Here is a 22,844-nt window from a genome sequence, read left to right on the forward strand (position 1 = left end):
CGATTTTAAGCTGTATAAAGATACTTGTCCTGATTGGTTGCCTGAGAATACTAACTATCTAGCAGACAGTGGTTATCAGGGTATAGCAAATCTACATAAGCAAACCTTCACACCATTTAAGAAACCTCGTGGTGGTCAGTTATTGGAGATATGCAAACAGGCCAATCACTATCTGGCAAAGTTCCGTATTGTGGTTGAGCACAAAATAGGCTTAATCAAGTTGTTCAAAATCGTGGCTCATAAATATCGCAACCGTCGTCAGCGCTATGATCTTAGAATGAAGCTGTTTGCTGGTATCATTAATTCCGAGCTTAGACTATGACTTTTGCAAGAGGTCTATTATATAGATATTAATAAAAGTTAAGATATTTTTATGCTAATTAACTACTACTCGTCTTTCTTCAATTTTATATAACAACACTCACACTATAAGGACAATATTATGAGTAATACTAATAACGCTACTAACCAAATCGGCCTAGAAAAAACAGACATGAGCGAAGTTATCGCTCAATTAAACAATCTGCTATCAACGTACCATGTGTTTTACTTAAATGTACGTGGCTATCATTGGAATGTCAAAGGTGAGCACTTCTTTACTTTGCATCCAAAGTTTGAAGAATTATACACATCGCTACAGTTACAGATTGATGAGATCGCTGAGCGTATCTTGACTCTCGGTGGTACACCACTTCACGCTTATAGCGATTTTGCACAGCACACGAGCATTAGCGAAGACAAAAACGTCAAAGATGGTACATCTTGCGTTAAAGGCGTAGTAACTGGTTTACAAGCGCTCATTGCCGAGCAGCGTCAAGTATCAGCATTAGCAGGAGAAAGCGACGATCAAGGTACCGCTGATCTGGTTGATGAATACGTACAAGAGCAAGAAAAGCTGGTATGGATGTACAATGCCTTTTTGGGTTGATACTTTACTAAGCTGATCACACTTAGCTTAAATAAAACCAAATAACAGTAAAACTTAAAACCATAAAAAAGCACCCAGCTGGGTGCTTTTTTATGGTCAGCGATCTGTAACAGATTGATTTACTGTTGAATCCATTGACGCATCTTTTCACGCTCAGCAGGTGTTGCTTGTAGCCAAATCTGCATAAATGAATCTAAGGTATTGGTAGAGGTATTCACACTCGTGGTTTGCTTGATATTGGTCGTACCAACATTAGTATTGTTTGGCATTGCTGCTGGTTGATCTAATGCTGCTATCGCACGTTGGTTTTGTAATTCTGCATCGCCCGCCCCACCAAACACACCACCTAGCGCCTTACCAAGTCCTGAAAGCAGTCCACCTTGATTACCAGCCATACCCTGTTGACTTGCGATAACTGTATTGTTCTGCTGAATAGCGAGTGTTGGCTGCTTAGCATAATCTTTAGCGGCTTCATAATCTTCTGGCTGGTTCGGCATCGTCAAACGATACGTTTGGTTATCTGCTAATTCCGCCGTCACGCTGACGTTACCTGAACGCAGGTAATCATGCTCATCACGCTGCAAGTTATATAAGCGGTCATACTTAGCAGTGATAGCGTGTTGACCTGGCTCAAGGGTAAACTTTTTAGTTAGTGGTTGAAATAGACTTTGCTGAACTTCTTGTCCATTGATGGCAGTCACTTTGATATGGTCATCAACCAATAGCGTCACAGCGGCTTGTGACATCACAGAGACTGAGGTCGCACCCACAAACAACAGTCCAATCGTCAATTTTTTTAGCAAAGAAGCATTCGATTTCATAGGTTATTCCATTAATAGTGAAAGCAGGTTGGATAAAAAGTTCGTATTCTTACTGTTATTTGTATTTTTGCTGCTAAAAGTCTTACAATTAAAAGTTTTACGACTAGAAATCAAGTGGCATCGTATGTTGGTCTTGATCCGTCGTCTCATTGTCTACTTGCGTCTCTTGGGCTATATCAGCCAGCTCTGCTGCAAGCGTTTGCTCATCAATGGTACGCAGCGCGTCACTGATCACCGCTTTTGATATATTACTGCGGCCAAGGTTAGAAAACATTGGCTGTATATAATTGAGCACTTCCATCATTGCACCGATACGATGTGGCCCTTCAGTCAATAAATGATTAATAATTCGATCATCAAACTGCCAGCCGCGCCGACGCAAAATGGACTGAAGCAGTGCTTGACGGTCTGCTAAATCATGACCAGTAGGCACCTTAAAAGCTGGTGCTTGTGCTAGGCGCGTTAATAAATCTCTCAATTGAAACGGTAAGTCGCCAGCCGGCTTATTGGCTGCAAATAAAAGCTGGCGCTGCCCTTCGCGGCTACGATTGATTAGATGAAACAGCGCTTCTTGCCACTGACTACTTTGCTCAAGCACTTCTAAATCATCGATAGCGATCAGATCAAAGTTTTCTAAAGAAGATAATACATGGACGTCGGTATGGATCAATTCATTGAGCGACAAGCAAATGGCTGATTTGTCCATTTCAATAAATGACTCACAAATAGCGGAGAGCAAGTGAGACTTACCCGTCGCAGGGCTACCAAACAGGTATAACTGACCAATCAGGCCGACATGTAATTGCCGCACTGCATCAATAATAGACATCCAACCAGGACCGGCAAAGTCACTAAGACTTGCATCATGCTTAATGTCCAGATTGAGACTTAGCTGTGCTTCTGCCATGGATCATCAACTCGTGTTGCGTAGTGCAATATAAAAGTGCAGTAGAAAAAGGAATAAATTGCTATTCAGTACTATCCATACTACCTGATAAAAATATGTGCAGTGGATATATAGCTTTTTTATGATGGATGAATTGCCCTAATTAGGCTAATCTTGATAAAAAATATAGCAACGGCTGATACGATCAACACTGCGACTATATATAACATATTTGCAAAATGACTGACAAGTCTTTTACCTACTAAGCCTGATCAACCATTTGCTTTTTTCTTCCCATTTGTACGCTATCCGCTCACTATATTCAATAATAAAATATTTACTTCTTCTCAAACAGTAGCAATTGCTTACGACCTTTATAAAAATCTGTCGTGCGATAATACGCATATAGGTGGCGGAACAATACATTCAAGACAGCAGAGACTGGTAGCGCAATTAACATACCCACAAAACCCAATAGACTGGCGCCTGCTAATACCGCAAAGATAACCCATAATGGTGATAAACCAATTTTATCACCTAATAGTAGCGGCTGCAGAATATAACCTTCTGCAGCTTGCCCGACCAAAAACGCCCCAACGACCAATAACAAATAGGTCCAATCCAACCCAAACTGAAACAAGCAAGCGATGATAGCGGCCACAAATCCAATGCCAAAACCCAAGTAAGGTACAAAGCTTGCAATACCCGCTACCATACCGATGATAAGTCCAAGCTCTAGACCAATAAGCTGCAGCTGTATTGCATAAATAGCACCCAGTAGCACCATCACCAGCAGCTGGCCTTTAATAAACGCCATTAAGGCCTGATCGCACTCTTTGGCGATGCCAATGACTTGTTTGCAGTATGCTCCTGGTATCGCCATCTTCCACGTCTGTAAACGCTGATCCCAATTGAACAAAAAATAAAACGTTAAAATTGGCACCAACACGATCAGTCCTGCACTGTTAATAAAGTTCATACTTGAAGTCAGTACTTGGCTCATCATGGTACTGGCATCAGCAAACTTATAATTCGTTTGCATATACTCGACCAGCGTCTCAGAAAAATCCTTCGACTCTAAGACAGGCAATTGAAAACGAGTATTACTGTTGAACCACTCTCGTACCACTTGATTATACCAGCTAGATATTTTAGGTAGATACTCCCAAGCGGCTTGCAGCTGATGCCACAATGTCGGTACCAACCACCAGAGCAACAGCGCCATCCCTACAGTGATGGTAGAGTACACAATAATAATTGCGATCCAACGTTTGAGATGTTTTGACAATCGCTTTACCAAAGGATTGAACAAGTAAGCCAGCATAAAAGCAAATATAAACGGCACAATGACTGGTATCATCAGGTAGAGAAGGAATAGCGCCACAACCAAAACGACGACGATAAATAAACGTCTGAAAAAAGGGTCGATTGGTTGGTTTATCATGATAAGTAATCCTATACGTGGGCTGATTTGAGATAGTGACAAAAATTGCGGTACTTGAGCCGTCAGGAGTCGTAAATTTAGTGTTTTATTATCGCAGAGTACAACAAAAAATCAGTCATTTTTTGTTTCTTAATCGCTTATTTGCCACTTAATGCAAAACTTAGCCAAATATCGGTAAGTTGCTTTGCGAGTGTGGTCAGTTTTTGGGTATAATGCGCGCACTATCTTTAAACTTTATCTCGCTGATTGTAGCGTGATTGACTCCCTTACTTTTTAATTCCAATTATCTATCCCCAACTGTGAGATGACTATGAGTGACAAGCCTTCTTTAAGCTACAAAGACGCCGGCGTTGATATCGATGCAGGCGATGCTTTGGTTCAGCGAATCAAGTCCGTTGCAAAAGCCACTACTCGTCCTGAAGTCGTGGGTGGACTTGGCGGTTTTGGTGCGTTATGCCGTATCCCAACAGGCTACACTTCTCCGTTATTGGTGTCTGGTACTGATGGTGTGGGCACCAAACTAAAATTGGCATTACAGCTCAATCGTCACGATACCATCGGTATTGATTTGGTCGCGATGTGTGTCAATGATTTGTTGGTTTGCGGTGCAGAGCCACTATTTTTCTTAGATTATTACGCAACAGGCAAGCTTGATGTTGATGTAGCTGCGACTGTGGTCACTGGTATCGGCGATGGTTGTAAACTTGCCAACTGCGCGCTTATCGGTGGTGAAACTGCTGAAATGCCAGGTATGTATCAAGACGACGATTATGACCTCGCTGGATTCTGCGTGGGCGTGGTTGAAGAAAGCGAGGTCGTGACTGGCGACAATGTTGCCGAAGGCGATGTTCTGATTGCCCTAGCTTCGAGTGGCGCGCACTCAAACGGCTACTCGCTCGTGCGTAAAGTCATCGAAGTTAGCGGTGTTGACGTGGCTACTAGCGATGAGCAACTAGATGGTCAACCTATTCAAGATGCCTTGATGGCCCCTACTCGTATCTATGTCAAAGCAATCAAGGCATTGCAGGATACCCTTGGCAGCTCAGCGCTTCATGCCATGTCACACATCACAGGTGGCGGTCTCACTGACAACTTGCCACGAGTGCTCCCTGATGACCTAGCGGCTAGCATCGATACCAGCAGCTGGCAGTTCTCAGAGTTATTCACTTGGTTACAGACCCAAGGCAATATTGAGCAAAGTGAGATGTACCGCACCTTTAACTGCGGCGTTGGTTTTGTCATCGTGGTGCCTAAAGACAAAGCTGAAGCAACGATCAAGACGTTAACTGACGCTGGTGAAAACGCTTGGCAACTTGGCGAAATGGTCAAACGTGAAGCCGATGCCGTGGTATACCGTTAATGTCAATTGATCAGACAAGCCAACCTGTCAAACCATTACGCATTGCGGTTTTGGTATCAGGAAGTGGAAGTAATCTACAAGTCCTCATAGACGCCATGCAAGCAGGTGCGCTACCGATTGAGATCGTTGGCGTCATTAGTAATCGCGACGACGCTTATGCCGTCACCCGCGCCAAAGACGCAGGCATCGAGGTCGCCGTACTCTCGCACGTGGAGAGCGGCAAGCGCATGGGCATCAAAACCTTTGAAAAGCACGCCACCGCACAGCTTGAAGCGTGGCAGCCTGACTTGGTCGTTTTGGCAGGCTTTATGCGGGTATTGAGTGCAGACTTTATTGATAACGCGCCTGCACCGATGATTAACCTGCACCCATCGCTACTTCCCGCTTATAAAGGGCTAGACACGCATACCCGTGTACTCTGCTCAGGTGAGCGTGAGCACGGCTGTAGTATCCATGTGGTCACCGCTGAGCTGGATGCAGGACAAGTGTTAAGCCAAGCGGTCTTGCCTATTCGTCATACCGATACGCCTGATAGTTTGCAAAAGCGCGTGCAAGTGTTGGAGCATCAACTATTGCCGTGGACGATATTGCAAATCGCTATTGGCGGCGTGTCATTAACGCCAAGTGAGCAAGCCTCTAGCATCTTGCCTGCCCTGCCCTTACGTCTATTGATTGACGCTTAGTTGTTTTAAGATATTAGAGCCTGTCCCTAATTCAAGTGTTTATGACTAAATGGGCTAAAAATGGCTAAATCTTTGGCAAACGGTGTCAAATAGCTGGTCAATATCTTGATATTACCTGCGTTATTTTCCTTGTTTGCCTGTGATTTATCTCATTTTTATCACCATTTTTAAAATAGGGACACGCCCTATTTTCAACCGCACAAAAAAACCCAGCTATTAAGTAGCTGGGTTTTTCTTTTTAGTCTTTAACAGTTTTACGTGTTATTCACTGTTATTTTCCAAATACGTGTACTGCTTTAATGTTTACAAACTCTTTGATACCAAATCCACCATGCTCGCGACCATAGCCCGAGTTCTTCACACCACCAAATGGCAGTGCAGGATTGGCAAGACCGTAACCATTGATATAGACCATACCAGTATCGAATTGCTCACTGGCTAAGCGAATAGCTTTTTCTTCATCTTTTGAGAAGATAGCGCCGCCTAGGCCGTAACGACTGTCATTTGCAATGCGCATTGCATCGTCGTCATCTTTGGCGCGAATCAATGACGCCACTGGGCCAAACAATTCGTCGTCGTAGGCAGGTTGACCTTTCTCGACATTTTCTAAGATAGTTGCTGGATAGAAACTGCCTTTACCTTCTGGTACTTTACCGCCAACAGCAATCGTTGCACCTTTTGCTACGCTTTGTTCTACTTGCTCATGCAACTGATCTCGCAAGTCTGCACGCGCTAATGGACCGATATCTGAGCTGTCATCCATTGGGTCGCCAGATTTTGTACCTTCAAATTTTTCTACGATACGCTTGCGGAATTCGTCATACACGCTATCGACCACGATGAAGCGTTTTGCTGCTACGCAAGTTTCACCGTTATTGACTAAACGGGCTTGGGTACAGGTCTCTACAGCGGTTTCTATATCGGCATCTTCTAGTACGATAAAGGCGTCATTTGAACCGAGCTCTAGTACTGATTTTTTGATTGCTTTGGCCGCTTGTTGACCAACGATACGACCAGCAGCATCACTACCTGTGAGCGTTACGCCACGTACTTTGTCATTTTCAATCAATTTTTCTGATTGGTCATGATCAATCAAAATCGTACGGAACAAATCATTTGGCAGTTCAGACTCATGGAATATTTTTTCGATCAATAAACCAGAACCTGTGACGTTTGCTGCATGTTTAAGCAGAACGCTGTTACCTGCCATCAAGTTAGCAATGGCATAACGGAATACTTGATACGCTGGGAAGTTCCAAGGTTGCATACCATAGATGACGCCGATTGGTTGATAAGTCACGATACCTTTTTTCATGCTTTCGATATCTCGCTCATCATCTGCAAGCGCAGCGACACCATTTTCAGCAGTGTAATCACAAATTGCTTTACAGAGATCTACTTCTTGCTGACTTTGACCATATAGCTTACCGCGCTCTTCGGTCATAAGGCGAGATAGCTCCTCCTTATACTCCATCAGTTTGTCACCGATGGACTTGATGACACGTCCACGTTCTTCATGGCTCACAGTACGCCATTCTAAGAATGCATTATGTGAAGCGTCGACAATCTTGTTAACTTCGTCGTTGCTCATGTAGTCATAATTTTTAATGTCTTCACCCGTTGCTGGGTTAACAGTAGTAATATCTGACATGTAGATGTCCTTATTATTTGATTTTATATATTCAGTATTATTGGCACTTTTAATTGTTTGGTGCTACGTCATTGTTTGGTGCTACGTCGATAGGATAACTCAATAAATGAATCGATAAGTTTGTTTCTATCTGTGCTTATCATAACAAGGTATTTGGCGAAGAGTTTTACAATATATTGTGAAGTGTGTTGAAGATGTTAACAGTGTAACCTTCTTATTAAGAATAGCTAAATATTGAACAAGACTACATAGCGATACTAAACAAGAAAACCAGCCTAGTGGCTGGTTTGGCTCGTTGAATATACCAAATATAGGTTAAACAATAATATTCAAAGTGAGTTGATTACTTACTATAAGATACTTACTACTTTATAAAAACTCTTATTAAAACAAGTGATTAATCACAGGTATTTCTTGTGGTGGATTTTCTTCCTCAGCCACTACTTGCCGTGCCACATGCATGATTAATTGACGCAACCAACGGTGAGCAGGATGGTGCTGTAGCAATGGTGACCATGCCATGGTCAGCTCAAACTCAGGAATAAAAAACGGCGGCTCTTCCATGATAATACTGTCGTTATTAGCCTGCATACGAGCCACACGGGTTGGCAATGTCGCTATCAAGTCTTTATTTGCGGCAAGCATGGCTGGCATCTGATAATGACGAGTGAAGACACTAATTTGGCGTTTTTGGCCCAAACGTTGCAATGCCTGATCAATAGATCCTAGGCCACCTGATTTTTCTGGATTAACCCCAAATCCCACGCCCATCCCTGTTTTAGATACCCAAACATGTTGCGCTTTAAGGTAGTTTTTCAGATTAAAGCGGTTGGCATAAGGACTTTCAGACGATAGCAAGCAACTAAACGTATCACGCCATACCAATACCTGATGAAAGCTCTGTGGTATCTCATTAAAACGATTAATCGCCAAATCAACACGCCCCTGCTCCATATCGCGATAAGAGACATCTGAGGGTGTCAAAAAATCCAAAATGACGTTGGGTGCTTCCGAACGTAGTGCCTTCACTAGCCTCGGTACCAAAGTCGCTTCGGCATAATCTGATGTCATGATTCGAAAAACACGAGAGGTACTATAAGGACGGAATTCGGTACGCGGCTCTAGTACTTGAGTCAAATCTGCAAGTATCTCACGGATGCGTGGCTGCAACTCAAGGGCGCGCTCAGTCGGTGTCATCCCTTCAGAGGAGCGCACCAGCAATGGATCATTAAATAACTTACGCAGACGGCGTAAGATATTGCTCATGGCAGGCTGGGTGATACCAAGCTGCTCAGCTGCGCGAGTGACGTTTTTTTCTCGTAGCAACACATCTAGATGGACTAATAAATTTAAATCAACCCGCTGCAAATTCATATGTATTTCTCTTAGCTTTTAAAAGATAAGCACCACGGCATGCTTGGTGTTATCAGTACTGAAATGGTGATTTTCGATCTAGGACCGCATAATTTTGCGAATTTTTATTGGTTTTACCGCAAAAGATACTCAGCATAACTCAATTTCATCACCATAAGATACTGTTATAACTACATTATAACCTATAAAAATACTAAAGATAAGTATCATAAATTAGATAAATCTTGGTAAGGCAGTTATAGTGAGTTCCATAAAGGATTTGCGGTACAGACCACAAACCTGAGTTTTACGAACGGGTTATCGTCCAGAAAACAACATAGTTAAATAGCATAGTAACGGTTTATCTCGACAGTGAAACACTACCAAGTGTCAGTATAATTGTAACATCTCTTGTTGCTAATTATGACAACGCTGTTTATTAAATGCTCAAACACCTTTGATAGACATGGACAAGCTGAATCAACACTATACATCAGTAATTATTTGTCAACTGCTGAGTTCAGCAATCTTCTTGTATTCATGCACAGGTTTGTTTAGGGTAAAGAAGACCTTTACGAGGTATTGATAGCATCACTACCAAATTTATTGATAACGCAAATTATTACTTTAACGCTCAATTTATTATTTTTTACACCCTACCAAGGAGACTATAGATGTCAACTGCATATAAATCAGCGATCGACCTAGTACGTGAATTAAAGCAAAAGCACGGCAACTGGCAGAACATTAGCGAGACTGATGCCGCACGTATGATGTCACAAAACCGCTTTAAAACGGGCTTGGATATCGCAAAGTATACTGCAAAAATCATGCGTCAAGACATGGAAGATTATGACAATGATACGTCTCAGTATACACAGTCTCTAGGTGCATGGCATGGTTTTGTGGCACAGCAAACCATGTATGCCAAGAAAAAATACTTCGGTACGACCTCTAAAACTTATATCTATCTTTCAGGTTGGATGGTAGCGGCGTTACGCTCTGAGTTTGGTCCATTACCTGACCAATCTATGCACGAAAAAACATCCGTACCTAAGCTAATCGAGGAAATCTACACGTTCTTGCGTCAAGCTGACGCTAAAGTATTGAACGACTACTTCCGTGAGCTAAATGCTGCTGAAGAAGCGGGTCAAGACACCTCAGCTATCCTAGAAAAAATCGAAAACTTTGATTCACATGTTGTGCCAATCATCGCTGATATCGATGCAGGTTTCGGTAACGAAGAAGCGACTTACCTATTGACTAAGCAAATGATCGAAGCTGGTGCTTGTGCTATTCAGATCGAAAACCAAGTATCTGATGTGAAGCAGTGTGGTCACCAAGCGGGTAAAGTGACTGTACCGCACGAAGACTTTATCGCCAAACTAAACGCCATCCGCTATGCATTCTTAGAGCTTGGTGTTGAAGACGGTGTTATCGTTGCTCGTACTGACTCTGAAGGCGCATCGTTGACGCAAAAAATCCCAGTATCAAACGAACCAGGTGATCTTGCTTCTAAGTACATCGATTTCCTTGAAGTTGAAGAGATTGAAATCGACGAAGCAAAAGAAAATGACATGCTGCTTAAACGTGATGGCAAATTGGTACGCCCAGTACGCCTAGCAAACGGTCTGTACCAATTCCGCGAAGACACCAACATCGACCGCGTTGTACTTGACTGTGTAACGGCTCTTGAAAACGGTGCTGACTTACTATGGATCGAAACACCGACTCCAGACGTAGCACATATCAAATCAATGGTTGACCGTATTAAAGAGCAACAGCCTAAAGCCAAGCTTGTATACAACAACAGCCCATCATTCAACTGGACGCTTAACTTCCGTAAGCAAGTCATCGCGAAATGGGAAGAAGAAGGTAAAGACATCTCTGCATACAATAAAGATGACTTGATGAGTGCTGACTACGACGGTACTGAACTTGATGCAGCAGCTGACGTTGCCGCTAAGAACTTCCAACGTGATGCGTCACGTGAAGCTGGTGTATTCCATCATCTAATCACGCTACCGACTTACCACACGACTGCTCTTAGCGTTCATGAACTTGCTAAAGGTTACTTCGGTGAAGAAGGCATGCTTGCTTATGCAGCTGGCGTACAACGTAAAGAAATCCGCGAAGGCATCTCTTGTGTTAAGCACCAAGCAATGGCTGGTTCTGACCTTGGCGATGACCACAAAGAAATCTTCTCAGGTGACAACGCACTAAAAGCTGGTGGTGGCAAAAACACGATGAACCAGTTCTAATAAACCCTAGACTAGCAGTACGTACTTAAAAAACCGCCCTATATCATGTAGGGCGGTTTTTTATTGCGGTTTAAATAATCAGAGAGTGGTAGACTAATAATTATCAAGCAAAACCGTCAATCAAAGCCATCAGTCAGAATTATTAGGAGCCAATATGCAAGAGATAGAGCTGAAGTTTTTAGTACCAGAGTCACGTCTAAAGGGTTTAATGCGGCAAGTAAAAGTTAAATCTTCCCAAGTGACGCAACTGGCTGCACATTACTACGATACTCCTGACCAGCAGCTTGCACAGGCAGGTATCGGTCTGCGTATTCGCAAAGAAGGCGATACTTGGGTACAAACCATCAAAGCTGGTGGCGATGGCATTGCCGCTCGTTTGGAGCACAACGCTGTGTTAGATGACAAGCAAGTGCAGGAAATGCTTCATAATAATGGGCTGATGCCTGATTTGACGATATATGCAGAAACTCCTGTCGCCTCTGCGCTGACTAATTTTAAACTCAAAAAGTTAGCACAAAACCTAACACGACTGTATGTCACCAACGTCGAGCGCACCACGCGCTTACTGATAGAAGATAGTAGTGACGAAACAAATAGTTGTATCGAGATGGCTTACGATCATGGAGAAGTTGTCCATGGTACTGATGACTCTCAGCGAAAAACCATTCAGGAGATAGAGTTCGAGTTGGTGTCAGGAGATTTAGATTTTTTGTTTACGACAGCCAAAACATGGTGCAAACGTTACAAGCTGTGTCTATCTACCGTGACCAAAGCTGAGAACGGTGGCTTGCTCATCAACGGACAGAACCACAGTCCAGCAGTTGGCGCTGACCTAAGCCAACTAGATTTGAACAAAGACAGTAGCATGCCCGCCTTTATACGAGCAGCCGTACATAACTGTCTATTACAGATACTGCCAAATAGCAGTGCTATCGTCGCTGGAAGCATTGATGACGAGCATGTTTTGCAGGTAAGCATTGGTCTTGAGCGCTTGCAGGCTGCGTTAACAGCATTTGATAGCTTTTCTGACGAGATCAATCCTGACTGGCTACCGATACTAAAGCAAACCTCGTCGTTGCTGGACAATTATTACCAACTCACTCATATCAATACCTATATCGAGCCTGAGCTACAGGCACTCGGAGCCCCTGCTGTTGATTGGACGACAGATATCGAGAACATAAAAATCACACCGATCAATACACTCCGAGCCAATGACTTTCAGCTCACCTTGCTAGAGCTGATTGCCTTTACCATGAGTGACCCTAGTATTGAGCCTCAAACGGATAAACTTGCTCTCGACAAGCTAGCAAAAATTCTATCGAAACAATATAACAAGTGCCTCAAAGCAGATAAAGAAACTGATGAAGTAAGCAGTACCGAGCTTGGGAGCGATGATGTAAATGTTGATATGGATATCTCTGAGGATAATCAAGACGAAGCGCTACTATGCGATCACTTAAAAGCGTTACGCTATATAAGTGAGTTCTCTGCGCCTTTGTTAAGTAAGAAAAAAGCCAAGAAGAAAACCAAGCGTTGGTTAAAGCGTCTGATAAAAGCGCACATAGCGCTAGAGCAACGCAATGATGACAATCAATATCAACAGTTCTATGCCCTAAAATCAGCGAAAGATACCAATGCTCTATATGGTGCAGGTTGGTTTGCTGCCATGCTCACCGATGACCCAATTTATATCGAAACGCGTTTGGCTAAATTTAAAGACAGCTCAACATTTTGGTAAAACGTATTACTCGGTAAAGATACCTCGATAAAGATACATTGCTTAGTAAAAAGGACAGCTTTTATCAATGAAGCTGTCCTTTTTTATAGATAAACCATTTTATTCTTCGCTTCGATCTTATCGTTCAATATTTATATTCACTACCACCCTTAGCCGTCATCGGATTTTTTGGCTCAAATACCGATAAGTAAATATGCTATAGAAATGTAGAAATAATAAGCACAATTAATCTTAGTTAATCTGCAACGATCATTACCGGCATACCCTCTTCGACTTGCTCAAATAATTCCACGATATCTGTATTACGCATACGTATACAGCCATGTGAAAGCGGTATACCCATCGGCTCAGTATCTGGTGTGCCGTGGATATAGATGTAGCGCTCATAAGTATCACAGCCGCCTTGACTGTTGCTACCTTTATTCGAGCCTTCTTCCAAACCGCTCAACCAAAGAATACGGCTCAGTATCCAATCACGCTTGGGATGTAACGTGCTAAGAGTGGCATCATACACCTCGCCAGTCGGCACACGGCCCACAAACACAGCATTCATAGGCTCACTGCCGCCTATTTTTTTTGCAATGATATGCTGACCAAGTGGCGTGCAACCACTATCTTGCTGACTACCGATGCCATTTTTTGCCGTAGAGACGGTATATTCAGTGACCTCAGCTTGCTGCTTATGCATTGTTAATGTCTGCTTAGCAATATTAATCACTAGATGTTTATTAAAAGTTTCATTATTCGTCATAAATGCTTCCCGCTATCAATCATCCATAAGATAACTGTTAAGGTAATTAGTAAAACTGATTCAAAATTTCTATTATCAAGGGATTGTGTCAATGCTTTTGGCACCGTAATATAGAGGCACACTTTTTGATGCTAGCAGATTATGACGACTATTTCACCGACACGTGTGTCGATGTATGATTTTTTATATCATGATACCAAGCCTATGCTGCCACTTTTGGCTGATGCCGCACAGCTCTCATTGCCACAAGCGAGGCTGGCAATGGATGCCAGTCTACAAGCTATTGTGAGCGCGCTTCTTGCCTATCAGCAGCAACATCAAGAACAAGCACTCAGTAAAAGACTATTTGGACGTGCTGCTGTCAAAGAGTTACGACAATATAACTCCATGAATTTTGCGACTCTTAAGGCGACGTTATATCACCGAAACGATGCAGCAGATGCCGTTTTTAATAACAGCGCCCGTGTGATAAAAATCAGTGATCATATTGCTGAAGATATTCAAGCAAAAACGCAGCAAGTTCAAATCTTACTCACCTCTTTATGCGTGATTGTCCTTCGAGAACTGGCCATCTTGACAGAATACAGTCAACTCGATAGTGACGAGATGAATAAATGGTTTGCCCTACAGCCACAGTTTTTGTCCGCAGCACGCTTTAACAATGTACAAACGCAAGCAGTGCCTACTCTTGAGTCAGAGCGTGCTAACAGCGAGCCGGCCACACTGACAGAGTCTGTAGAAAACAAAAAGTCTTTGGAAAATCATGCGCAGAGTGTAGAACTCAAACTATTACACGCTGAGCAGCTATCAAGCACCCCGCCACCTTTTGATAGCCACTGGTACGAGTTGACAGGGTTCGAGCCTAAAAACCATGAGCCTGTACAAGACATGCAATTGGCAACGGGTAATTACCTAAAAGCTATTGGACGCTCACCGGAGAACTTGCCGCAGGGTCGTCACAACGACATGCTAGTATTTGAAGAGATGCATGCTATTGCTTTGCCACATCAGCGCTGGTTATTACAGCTGGCGAAAATCTCTGATATCTATCTCAGCAGAAACCGGCTGCGCATTAACTCTGAACCTGCCAATCCACCAAAGCCGCCTTTAGTAAGCTTAGGATTGATCGGTGGCAATAATGACAACACGCCAGCGACAACGAGCGACAAGCCGATAGAATATGACGCTTCCACACCGCTTTGGAAAAACCCTGTCATTCTTATTATTATACTTGTCATCGGTGTACTGGGGGCGCTCGCTACGCTCAAATATCAATCGCAAAAGTCTGATGGCGTCGTGCTCGCCACCGAAGAAATATTAGCACAAGATATCACTGATGAGCGGCAGCAACAAGATGTCGCTATTGTGAGAGTGGACGATAAAGAGTCTGATACGGCAGAGACAGCACAAGCTCAATAAAGACATCTGCTTTTAATAAACTAATGTTCAAAACAGAGTCTTGATAGAAACGCATCAGCCATAAAAAAAGAGGCGCTATTTATATAGGCCTCTTTTTTATTGCTGTTGAGCTAAATAGTTAATTAACTATGTATAATCGAAACGCTTATTTAGACAAATCGCGACCACGGCTAGCTTCGATAGCCAAACGCAGACCATTTAGACGGATAAAACCTTCTGCGTCTTTTTGATCGTAAGCACCTGCATCATCTTCGAAAGTTGCAATTTTTTCGTCAAATAACGAATCATCTGACTTGCGACCGACGACGCTCACAGCACCTTTGTATAATTTTACACGTACCGTACCGTTGACGTATTCTTGTGATTTGTCAATCAATGCCTGTAGCATCATACGCTCAGGGCTGAACCAATAGCCATTGTAGATGGTTTTTGCATAGCGTGGCATGAGCTCATCTTTTAGGTGGGCAGCTTCACGATCAAGCGTTAGTGACTCGATACCGCGATGGGCTTTTAGCATAATTGTGCCAGCTGGCGTCTCGTAGCAACCACGTGACTTCATGCCAACATAACGGTTTTCAACGATATCTAAACGGCCGATACCATGTTTACCGCCGATTTCATTCAGCTTAATCATGACTTCATAAGGCTTTAGGGCTTCGCCATCGATAGCAACGATATCGCCTTTCTTGTATTCTAGTTCTAGATATTGCGCTTCATCAGGCGCGTCTTCTGGGCTGACAGACCAGCGCCACATGTCTTCTTCTGCTTCAGTGTACGGCTCTTCTAGAACACCACCTTCATAAGAGATATGTAACAAGTTGGCATCCATTGAATAAGGAGATTTTTTCTTATTGCCTGCATAATCAATAGCGATGTCATGCTCTTTGGCATATTGCATTAAGCTTTCACGGCTTGATAAATCCCACTCACGCCAAGGAGCAATCGTTACCACGTCTGGTGACAAAGCGACAGCACCTAGCTCAAAACGAACTTGGTCATTCCCTTTACCAGTTGCGCCATGACTGATGGCATCGGCATTGTGTTCTTTAGCAATCTCAACCAAACGCTTTGCGATTAGTGGACGAGCGATAGACGTACCGAGTAAATACTCACCTTCATAAATGGCATTGGCACGGAACATCGGGAATACGTAATCACGGGCAAACTCTTCACGCAAATCTTCGATATGGATGTGCTTGATACCCATTGCTTGAGCTTTGGCTCTTGCTGGCTCAACTTCTTCGCCTTGACCGATATCAGCGGTAAAGGTGATCACTTCCGCATCATAGGTTTCTTGCAGCCATTTAGCGATGATTGAGGTATCAAGACCACCTGAGTATGCCAATACGATTTTATTAATATTTTTTGGATCAAGTTGAGCCATGAAAAACTCCTGTTATGAGAATTTAGTTTTAGTAAACGCGCTAAGATCAAATCGTAAGCAAGTTAAAAAGAAATTACCTGCTCAGTGTACATCATATTTACTATAGGCAAAAGTCTAACTGCCATAAGGCGTGTGCTTTTGGCTTAAATCTTAAAAAGGGTTAAATAGTACTCAATGAATTATGTACAGATATTTCGCCTTATATTTAGTCAACTGGGCAAATCTGTTATGATAGTCGCACAGTATTATCCTCTTTTTTTCCTTTATTTGACGATATAGAGCGCTTTGACACTATGACTGATTCGATTAGAGAATTAACCATCCTTCAGCCAGATGATTGGCATATTCACTTGCGCGACTATCAGGCTTTGAGCACCACTGTGCCGCACGCAGCAGGTAGCTTTAACCGTGTGATCTGTATGCCAAACCTGGTGCCGCCAGTCAAAAATGCACATGATGCGCAGGCCTATCGCGCGCGTATCATGGAAACTTTGGCAGCAAGCGATTTAAGTCTTGAGCGAAAATCAGCCTTTGATCCACGTATGACTCTGTACTTAACGGACAATACCACTGCTCAAGATATCGAATTGGCCGCACAGTCAGGCATCGTACAAGCGGTCAAACTTTATCCTGCTGGAGCGACCACCAACTCTGCCGATGGTGTGACCAATATCAATGCCTGTGTCGATGTATTTGAAGCACTAGAAAAGCACAATTTACCACTATTGATACATGGTGAAGTGACGCAAGACCATATAGATATCTTTGATCGCGAAAAACGCTTTTTAGATGAAGTGTTGGCGCAAATCATCGTCAAATTTCCAACATTAAAAATCGTGGTAGAGCATATAACGACCAGCGATGCAGCAGATTTTGTATTGGCTCAAGGCAACCATGTTGCTGCTACTATTACGCCGCAGCATTTAATGTTTAATCGCAACCATCTATTAGTTGGTGGTATCAAACCGCACTTTTATTGCTTACCTATCTTGAAGCGTGAAAGCCATCAAAAAGTCCTGTTGGATGTGGCCACGAGTGGTAATCCAAAATTCTTCTTGGGTACCGACTCTGCGCCACATGCTACCGACAAGAAAGAAGCCGCTTGCGGCTGTGCTGGTTGCTATAGTTCAGCAACTGCCCTGCCGTTATATGCCACTGCGTTTGATAGCGTTGGCAAAATAGATAAGCTAGAAGGATTTGCCAGTCGCTTTGGCGCGCAGTTCTACGGTCTACCTCTAAACGAGAGTACCATTACACTTGTCAACACGCCTATGCAAGTACCAAACGACTACCCTTACTTTGATGGTGCATCATTAACGCCGCTCATGGCAGGTGAAACGTTACCTTGGTCGCTTAAGATTTAGTAGCCACACAGCCTAGCACTAACAAAGCAACCTATTATTTTTTCTATAATGCCAATGATACCTTTGTACTAAACCTCATTAGTGCAAAGGCGTTATCGATGTTATGAAATAATGATGTGCAATTCCATATACCAGCACGACTGATAAAAGTGATTGAACTTGATATGACCAATCAAAATACAGCAACCTTGCCTGACGCAGATGTCTCAAATTCCACGGATGACGACCTGAACGTAATTCCAAGTGCTGCTACTGAAGACAAGGGCGACGATGAGCAAACACCCTTGAGTCTAAAAGACCGATTTCGTAAGTTTTTGCCTGTCGTCGTCGATGTCGAGACAGCGGGTTTTAACTCTCAGACTGATGCGCTATTAGAAATCGCCTGTATCCCTGTACTACTTGATGAACATGGCGTATTTTACCCAGGTGAGGCATTCAATGCGCATATTGAACCATTTGAAGGGGCAAATTTAGAGCCCAGTGCCCTTGCCTTTACTGGCATCGATCCTAACAACCCAATGCGCAAAGCCATTGCTGAAGATGAAAAAACGGCCCTTCGCCGTATCTTCAAAGGCTTAAAAGAAGTACGCCGCGAAGAAGAGTGCCGTCAATGTGTTCTGATTGGACACAACGCGCATTTCGATTTGGCATTTCTAAATGCAGCTGTGCTACGTACCAATAGTAAAAATCACAATCCTTTTCACAATTTTTCAGTGTTTGATACCGTGACTTTGTCTGCACTGGCATTTGGACAAACTGTACTAGCACGGGCATGTAAGGCAGCAGGACTCGAGTTTGATGGTAAAAATGCTCACTCAGCACTGTATGACACTCAAAAGACAGCCGAGCTGTTCTGTCACATACTCAATAATTATCCTATGCTCGCTAATGCGATGCACAATGAAGAAGCTACAGAAGCATCAGCTGATAACGATAGTGAATAAGTCACATATCATATATTGCCAATCATAAATAATAGTGCTATTTGTAATATTTGATGACTTTGACATCTTGATTTGATAATCAATAGGGATATGATTGATATCACGATAAGCAGATGGAATTATTTTGTATAATAATAAATGTCATATTTTTGGACGGCTAATATGACTACTTAAGATGAATGTCGCGCTTAAGCGATGCAGTTATATCCTATAGATAGTTCAAGTTGCTCACTCTGCCTTGTTAGCGAATACTATCGAGGCCTAATAGGAGGGACTTTATTATGGATCCACAACTTAAGTTATGGGGAACCATCCTAGGCTATATGTTGCTCGCTTTAACTATTAGTGTTTGTACTTCCCTATGGATTCGGTATCATTTAAAGCGCAATGATCTCCATCCTCGCCGTGCAATTAAAAAAAGATATTTAATTTTAAAAAGACGTAGAAAAAGGCTTGACAGGAAACGCAGACGCTACTAAAATACGCACCACTTCAGCATAAATGGTGAAAACAGTTGAAGTGTTGTTACTAGTCCCCATCGTCTAGAGGCCTAGGACACCGCCCTTTCACGGCGGTAACGGGGGTTCGAATCCCCCTGGGGACGCCACTATTTGGCGTCACTTGTTAGCACTCAATAAGACTAACAATGGTACCACCGAAACCCCCACTCATAATATGTTATGAGTGGGGGTTTTTATGTCTGCTCTTAATATCCAAGCTAGTTGTTTAAATAGAAAAAGCCAGCATTGATTCAATGCTGGCTTTTTCTTGTTTGTCTGCTCAACTAGATATAATTAGTATTTAGCTCGATGAGCAATCGTATGAACATACTTAAAATCATAAGAGAATTAACGCCTATAACTATATTATTTATTGATTACAGCATTAGCCATAGCAATGTGGCAGCTATCATCAAGCCGAGTACCGTCTGAATTAAAAAGAATGCTTGGTGTTGACCAACGACCTTACTCAACGTCACGCCTAGCGTACTGTATTTGACAGGAGGCGTATCAACGTTACCTGTTCTCGTTTGCTCTTCATAGTAGCCCTGCAATATGTCTAAGAACTTCTGCCACTCATTAGAATCCCACTCATACGGCTTAAATGGCATTAACTTTTTAAGCTCAGGCTCTTTAGTCATCCAACGCTCAAGGGTAATTGAACGTAATGACCAACTGGCAAAACGACGTTTGGTAATCTCAGAAAAATCTAAAACCTTCAATTCTTTATGTCGATCATCTATCAACAAACGATTTTTTAGGTTGGTTAGTGCCTGCTCTGAGCCTTCGACACACTGCAAAAAGTAGCCATTGCCATAGCAAAGAATACCCGTGATATTATCTATTTGATTGCGTTCGACCGAGGTCTCTGAGATATCATTAAGCGTGCTAGGACTTGAAAGACCAGTAGAGGTAATCCGGCTTATATATACAAGCTGGCAGAGATCTGTCGTTACTGGATTTGTTGAATCGTTGATTGTTGACAATCAGCTTCTCCCTATTATCAGGTAAATGTCGCTAAAACAATCATGCTAACTTCAGAAAATATAGAGACAACATAACTAAGCGTAATGAATCGATCTGATATATTATTGATTTTATAAGTTTTTTTATATTAATTGTATTAAGTTAGTTACATCATAGGTTAGATTGGTCATCAAAGCAACCTTTTATTAATTGATAGTCTTGCTTATATACAAAAAACATGTTTTAAATATATATTATATATTAAATTAGGGTGTGTATAGAATTCAAATGAGTGGCAACCAGATAAAGACACAAGCGAGCATTACCGCCGCTGCATAGCTATCTTTGAGCTTATCATATCGCGTGGCAATGCCCCTAAAATGTTTCAATCTAGCAAAAGCGTTTTCTACCAAATGACGGCAACGATACAAATACCAATCTAGTGTGTCGTTACAGCTTTTAGAGTTCGACTTAACGGGTATGACTGACTCAGCACAGTGCTTGAAGATACACTCTCTAATATCACTACTATCGTAGCCCCTGTCTGCAATCACCGCTTTAGTCTGGTTATTAATCGTGCTATCTATCAACGTCTTTGCCATCTTAGCGTCATGCACTTGCCCACCTGTCAGCTCAATATGTATAGGGTTACCACAAGCATCGACCACTAAGTGCAGTTTGCTGCTATTACCTGCAACACTTTTACCAATGGCCTCATCAAGATGACTGGCTGCACCTGAACTATGCTGATGAGCTTTGACCACGCTACCGTCTATAAATAACCATTCACTATCATAGTTTGCTGTGACTATCTTCATGAGCTTTTGCCATTTACCGGTTTTACGCCAGTAACGGTATTGATGATATATGCGAGACCAATGACCAAAATAAGAAGGTAAGTCTCGCCATGGACAGCCTACTCGTATGCGGTACAACATGCCTTCAACGGTACGTCTTAGATTGGGCTTGTTATATACGTTAATTTGTCGCAATATAATAAATAGCTTGTGCCAATGTTCATCGTTGAGCTTGGTGCGAGTCATAAGTGATGCCTTATTTCTTTGTTGTGGTAAACATTAGAGTAAGGCGTTGCTTATTTTTTTCAATGTTTTCTCAATTCTATACAGCCCCTAATATATTTTAACTTTTATTGAATCTAAAACTTGCCGTGAAATTGATGCGATATTGACAGTCATTACCTTGAGCTATCTGATATAAATACGAAGCAAATCTATAGATTTGATTAATGTGAGAATTGGATATCAAGAATTGCTGCCAGTAATATGGCATCATCAGGATACGTAAGCTTGATGTTTTGTCGACTACCCGGCACCAAACGTATAGGTAGCGCTAAGTGCTCAAAAGCACTGGCTTCGTCTGTGATGCTAAGCTGATGTTCAGACACATAGCGTAGGACGCGTTTTAGCTGACCTAAACGAAAAACTTGCGGGGTTTGGGCTTGCCATATGTTGCTACGGTCAATAGTGCATTTCGCATAAGGAATGAGTCTATCTTTCTCAGTAGGTGTGATTTTCTGATGGGAGGTCTTCAACGTATCGGCCACCGGTGTCGCTAAAATAGCACCATAAGGCTCCCTCATCGCCGCTTTAATAACTCGATCGACATCTACACTCGGTACAGCGGGACGTGCCGCATCATGAATGAGTACTAAATCCGAATCATCGGCGCCTGACTCACTGATGGCCTCTACCCCTGCCTGCACTGATTGCCAACGCTCGGCCCCACCAACTGCGTAATATATAGGAAGCTCAAACTCTAGCTCCTGCGCTGTGCTGTCGTCTGCTGCTACGACCAATAGGCATTTATTAATATAATCGCTATGACCAAGCCTAGCCACGCTGTGCTGCAACAACGTCTGCTCTTGTAGCATTGTGTACTGTTTGGCAATGGATGCACCAAAACGGCTGCCGCGACCAGCTGCGACAATCATGGCATGTATATTAGGAGTTTTATTCATAGTGTGATACCGATGGTTGAACCCATGACGATATATTTAAAGAGAGATAGTGAAAATGATAAGAATGACGGATGGCTTTATAACTTAGATTAACACACCAAGTGCAACGCTAATTAATATTATAGAACGCCTGCATAGGCGTTTTAAACCCTAATCGTTTTCTTGGTCTGTTGTTTAGTTTGTTCTCAATGTCCTGTATTTCATTATCAGAGACTTGTCTAAAGTCACAACCCTTAGGCAAGTACTCTCTGATAAGGCCATTGGTATTCTCGTTGGTTCCTCGCTGCCATGACGCATAAGCATCGGCAAAGAAGAAAGGGCTAAAGAGCTTTTGTTTCACCTTCTTATGCTGAGCAAACTCTTTACCATTGTCAGAGGTAATGGTCTTAACCTGCAACCTCACTGGCGCT

The 22,844-nt window shown here is 42.6% G+C and carries 20 protein-coding genes and 1 tRNA gene; 10 read left to right on the top strand and 11 right to left on the bottom strand.

What is annotated here, in order from left to right:
• Both BLR43_RS12350 and BLR43_RS12355 read left to right on the top strand, forming a co-directional pair.
• Nucleotides 1-322, top strand: a 322-nt coding sequence (locus tag BLR43_RS12350; RefSeq protein WP_143007443.1) for a transposase family protein, incomplete at its 5' end; no start/stop codon positions are given.
• Between the two features lie 120 nt (nucleotides 323-442).
• Nucleotides 443-928 (top strand): Dps family protein, encoded by a 486-nt coding sequence (locus BLR43_RS12355; protein WP_093071320.1) that lies wholly within the window; start codon nucleotides 443-445, stop codon nucleotides 926-928.
• Between the two features lie 119 nt (nucleotides 929-1,047).
• On the opposite strand, the gene BLR43_RS12360 is transcribed toward BLR43_RS12355, so the two are convergent.
• The 3 genes from BLR43_RS12360 to BLR43_RS12370 form a co-directional block, all read right to left on the bottom strand.
• Complete coding sequence (locus BLR43_RS12360) at nucleotides 1,048-1,749, bottom strand: DUF2057 family protein (protein ID WP_071002112.1); 702 nt, start codon at nucleotides 1,747-1,749, stop codon at nucleotides 1,048-1,050.
• A gap of 103 nt (nucleotides 1,750-1,852) precedes the next feature.
• Complete coding sequence (gene hda, locus BLR43_RS12365) at nucleotides 1,853-2,656, bottom strand: DnaA regulatory inactivator Hda (RefSeq protein ID WP_093071321.1); 804 nt, start codon at nucleotides 2,654-2,656, stop codon at nucleotides 1,853-1,855.
• Nucleotides 2,657-2,972: 316 nt separating this feature from the next.
• Entirely contained in the window at nucleotides 2,973-4,079 is a 1,107-nt protein-coding gene (locus BLR43_RS12370) for an AI-2E family transporter (RefSeq protein WP_093071322.1), read from the bottom strand.
• A 310-nt stretch (nucleotides 4,080-4,389) separates the two neighbouring features.
• On the opposite strand from BLR43_RS12370, the gene purM reads away from it, so the two are divergent.
• On the top strand, nucleotides 4,390-5,439 hold the full coding sequence (purM, locus tag BLR43_RS12375; RefSeq protein ID WP_093071323.1) for a phosphoribosylformylglycinamidine cyclo-ligase: 1,050 nt from the start codon (nucleotides 4,390-4,392) through the stop codon (nucleotides 5,437-5,439).
• A complete protein-coding gene (purN, locus tag BLR43_RS12380; RefSeq protein WP_093071324.1) occupies nucleotides 5,439-6,122 on the top strand; it encodes a phosphoribosylglycinamide formyltransferase in 684 nt (227 codons plus the stop codon). Before purM ends, purN begins: the two co-directional genes overlap by 1 nt.
• Before the next feature lie 271 nt (nucleotides 6,123-6,393).
• On the opposite strand, the gene BLR43_RS12385 is transcribed toward purN, so the two are convergent.
• A complete protein-coding gene (locus BLR43_RS12385; RefSeq protein WP_093071325.1) occupies nucleotides 6,394-7,773 on the bottom strand; it encodes an NAD-dependent succinate-semialdehyde dehydrogenase in 1,380 nt (459 codons plus the stop codon).
• Between the two features lie 384 nt (nucleotides 7,774-8,157).
• The gene (locus tag BLR43_RS12390) at nucleotides 8,158-9,147 is read right to left on the bottom strand and encodes a LysR family transcriptional regulator (RefSeq protein WP_071002118.1); all 990 of its coding nucleotides are present in this window, start codon (nucleotides 9,145-9,147) and stop codon (nucleotides 8,158-8,160) included.
• Between the two features lie 653 nt (nucleotides 9,148-9,800).
• Between BLR43_RS12390 and BLR43_RS12395 the strand changes: the two genes are divergently transcribed.
• Entirely contained in the window at nucleotides 9,801-11,387 is a 1,587-nt protein-coding gene (locus BLR43_RS12395) for an isocitrate lyase (protein WP_071002119.1), read from the top strand.
• A 154-nt stretch (nucleotides 11,388-11,541) separates the two neighbouring features.
• A complete protein-coding gene (locus BLR43_RS12400; RefSeq protein ID WP_093071326.1) occupies nucleotides 11,542-13,128 on the top strand; it encodes a CYTH and CHAD domain-containing protein in 1,587 nt (528 codons plus the stop codon).
• 235 nt (nucleotides 13,129-13,363) lie between these two features.
• Here the strand turns inward: BLR43_RS12400 and BLR43_RS12405 are convergent, their stop codons facing one another.
• Nucleotides 13,364-13,879: a L,D-transpeptidase gene (locus BLR43_RS12405; RefSeq protein WP_093071327.1), complete on the bottom strand. Its 516-nt coding sequence runs from the start codon at nucleotides 13,877-13,879 to the stop codon at nucleotides 13,364-13,366.
• A 141-nt stretch (nucleotides 13,880-14,020) separates the two neighbouring features.
• Between BLR43_RS12405 and BLR43_RS12410 the strand changes: the two genes are divergently transcribed.
• Nucleotides 14,021-15,298, top strand: coding sequence for a hypothetical protein (locus BLR43_RS12410; protein WP_093071328.1), 1,278 nt, complete (start codon nucleotides 14,021-14,023; stop codon nucleotides 15,296-15,298).
• A 145-nt stretch (nucleotides 15,299-15,443) separates the two neighbouring features.
• Here the strand turns inward: BLR43_RS12410 and BLR43_RS12415 are convergent, their stop codons facing one another.
• Nucleotides 15,444-16,682 carry an argininosuccinate synthase gene (locus BLR43_RS12415; RefSeq protein ID WP_093071329.1) on the bottom strand — a complete coding sequence of 413 codons (1,239 nt, stop codon included), beginning with the start codon at nucleotides 16,680-16,682 and terminating at the stop codon, nucleotides 15,444-15,446.
• 293 nt (nucleotides 16,683-16,975) lie between these two features.
• Here BLR43_RS12415 and pyrC point away from each other — a divergent pair, with 293 nt between their 5' ends.
• From pyrC to BLR43_RS12430, 3 genes are all read left to right on the top strand, one after another.
• A complete protein-coding gene (gene pyrC / locus BLR43_RS12420; protein ID WP_093071330.1) occupies nucleotides 16,976-18,046 on the top strand; it encodes a dihydroorotase in 1,071 nt (356 codons plus the stop codon).
• A gap of 164 nt (nucleotides 18,047-18,210) precedes the next feature.
• Nucleotides 18,211-18,990 carry a ribonuclease T gene (gene rnt, locus BLR43_RS12425; RefSeq protein ID WP_223333204.1) on the top strand — a complete coding sequence of 260 codons (780 nt, stop codon included), beginning with the start codon at nucleotides 18,211-18,213 and terminating at the stop codon, nucleotides 18,988-18,990.
• A 531-nt stretch (nucleotides 18,991-19,521) separates the two neighbouring features.
• Nucleotides 19,522-19,597, top strand: a tRNA-Glu gene (locus tag BLR43_RS12430).
• Between the two features lie 270 nt (nucleotides 19,598-19,867).
• On the opposite strand, the gene BLR43_RS12435 is transcribed toward BLR43_RS12430, so the two are convergent.
• From BLR43_RS12435 to BLR43_RS12450, 4 genes are all read right to left on the bottom strand, one after another.
• Complete coding sequence (locus BLR43_RS12435; RefSeq protein WP_093071331.1) at nucleotides 19,868-20,476, bottom strand: BLUF domain-containing protein; 609 nt, start codon at nucleotides 20,474-20,476, stop codon at nucleotides 19,868-19,870.
• Between the two features lie 264 nt (nucleotides 20,477-20,740).
• Nucleotides 20,741-21,499 carry an IS5 family transposase gene (locus BLR43_RS12440; protein ID WP_093071332.1) on the bottom strand — a complete coding sequence of 253 codons (759 nt, stop codon included), beginning with the start codon at nucleotides 21,497-21,499 and terminating at the stop codon, nucleotides 20,741-20,743.
• A 200-nt stretch (nucleotides 21,500-21,699) separates the two neighbouring features.
• Nucleotides 21,700-22,434 carry a 2-C-methyl-D-erythritol 4-phosphate cytidylyltransferase gene (ispD, locus tag BLR43_RS12445; RefSeq protein WP_093071333.1) on the bottom strand — a complete coding sequence of 245 codons (735 nt, stop codon included), beginning with the start codon at nucleotides 22,432-22,434 and terminating at the stop codon, nucleotides 21,700-21,702.
• A gap of 109 nt (nucleotides 22,435-22,543) precedes the next feature.
• On the bottom strand, nucleotides 22,544-22,844 hold a 301-nt coding region (locus tag BLR43_RS12450; protein WP_143007444.1), incomplete at its 5' end, for an IS30 family transposase.

Origin of the sequence: Psychrobacter pacificensis (assembly GCF_900101915.1) — a bacterium.
In the GTDB taxonomy this organism is placed as follows: domain Bacteria; phylum Pseudomonadota; class Gammaproteobacteria; order Pseudomonadales; family Moraxellaceae; genus Psychrobacter; species Psychrobacter pacificensis.

What these genes read in the sequence shown, in the direction of transcription:
- BLR43_RS12355 (WP_093071320.1), top strand. Translation starts at nt 443, where the DNA reads ATGAGTAATACTAATAACGCTACTAACCAAATCGGCCTAGAAAAAACA.
- BLR43_RS12360 (WP_071002112.1), bottom strand. Translation starts at nt 1,749, where the DNA reads ATGAAATCGAATGCTTCTTTGCTAAAAAAATTGACGATTGGACTGTTG.
- hda (WP_093071321.1), bottom strand. Translation starts at nt 2,656, where the DNA reads ATGGCAGAAGCACAGCTAAGTCTCAATCTGGACATTAAGCATGATGCA.
- BLR43_RS12370 (WP_093071322.1), bottom strand. Translation starts at nt 4,079, where the DNA reads ATGATAAACCAACCAATCGACCCTTTTTTCAGACGTTTATTTATCGTC.
- purM (WP_093071323.1), top strand. Translation starts at nt 4,390, where the DNA reads ATGAGTGACAAGCCTTCTTTAAGCTACAAAGACGCCGGCGTTGATATC.
- purN (WP_093071324.1), top strand. Translation starts at nt 5,439, where the DNA reads ATGTCAATTGATCAGACAAGCCAACCTGTCAAACCATTACGCATTGCG.
- BLR43_RS12385 (WP_093071325.1), bottom strand. Translation starts at nt 7,773, where the DNA reads ATGTCAGATATTACTACTGTTAACCCAGCAACGGGTGAAGACATTAAA.
- BLR43_RS12390 (WP_071002118.1), bottom strand. Translation starts at nt 9,147, where the DNA reads ATGAATTTGCAGCGGGTTGATTTAAATTTATTAGTCCATCTAGATGTG.
- BLR43_RS12395 (WP_071002119.1), top strand. Translation starts at nt 9,801, where the DNA reads ATGTCAACTGCATATAAATCAGCGATCGACCTAGTACGTGAATTAAAG.
- BLR43_RS12400 (WP_093071326.1), top strand. Translation starts at nt 11,542, where the DNA reads ATGCAAGAGATAGAGCTGAAGTTTTTAGTACCAGAGTCACGTCTAAAG.
- BLR43_RS12405 (WP_093071327.1), bottom strand. Translation starts at nt 13,879, where the DNA reads ATGACGAATAATGAAACTTTTAATAAACATCTAGTGATTAATATTGCT.
- BLR43_RS12410 (WP_093071328.1), top strand. Translation starts at nt 14,021, where the DNA reads ATGACGACTATTTCACCGACACGTGTGTCGATGTATGATTTTTTATAT.
- BLR43_RS12415 (WP_093071329.1), bottom strand. Translation starts at nt 16,682, where the DNA reads ATGGCTCAACTTGATCCAAAAAATATTAATAAAATCGTATTGGCATAC.
- pyrC (WP_093071330.1), top strand. Translation starts at nt 16,976, where the DNA reads ATGACTGATTCGATTAGAGAATTAACCATCCTTCAGCCAGATGATTGG.
- rnt (WP_223333204.1), top strand. Translation starts at nt 18,211, where the DNA reads ATGACCAATCAAAATACAGCAACCTTGCCTGACGCAGATGTCTCAAAT.
- BLR43_RS12440 (WP_093071332.1), bottom strand. Translation starts at nt 21,499, where the DNA reads ATGACTCGCACCAAGCTCAACGATGAACATTGGCACAAGCTATTTATT.
- ispD (WP_093071333.1), bottom strand. Translation starts at nt 22,434, where the DNA reads ATGAATAAAACTCCTAATATACATGCCATGATTGTCGCAGCTGGTCGC.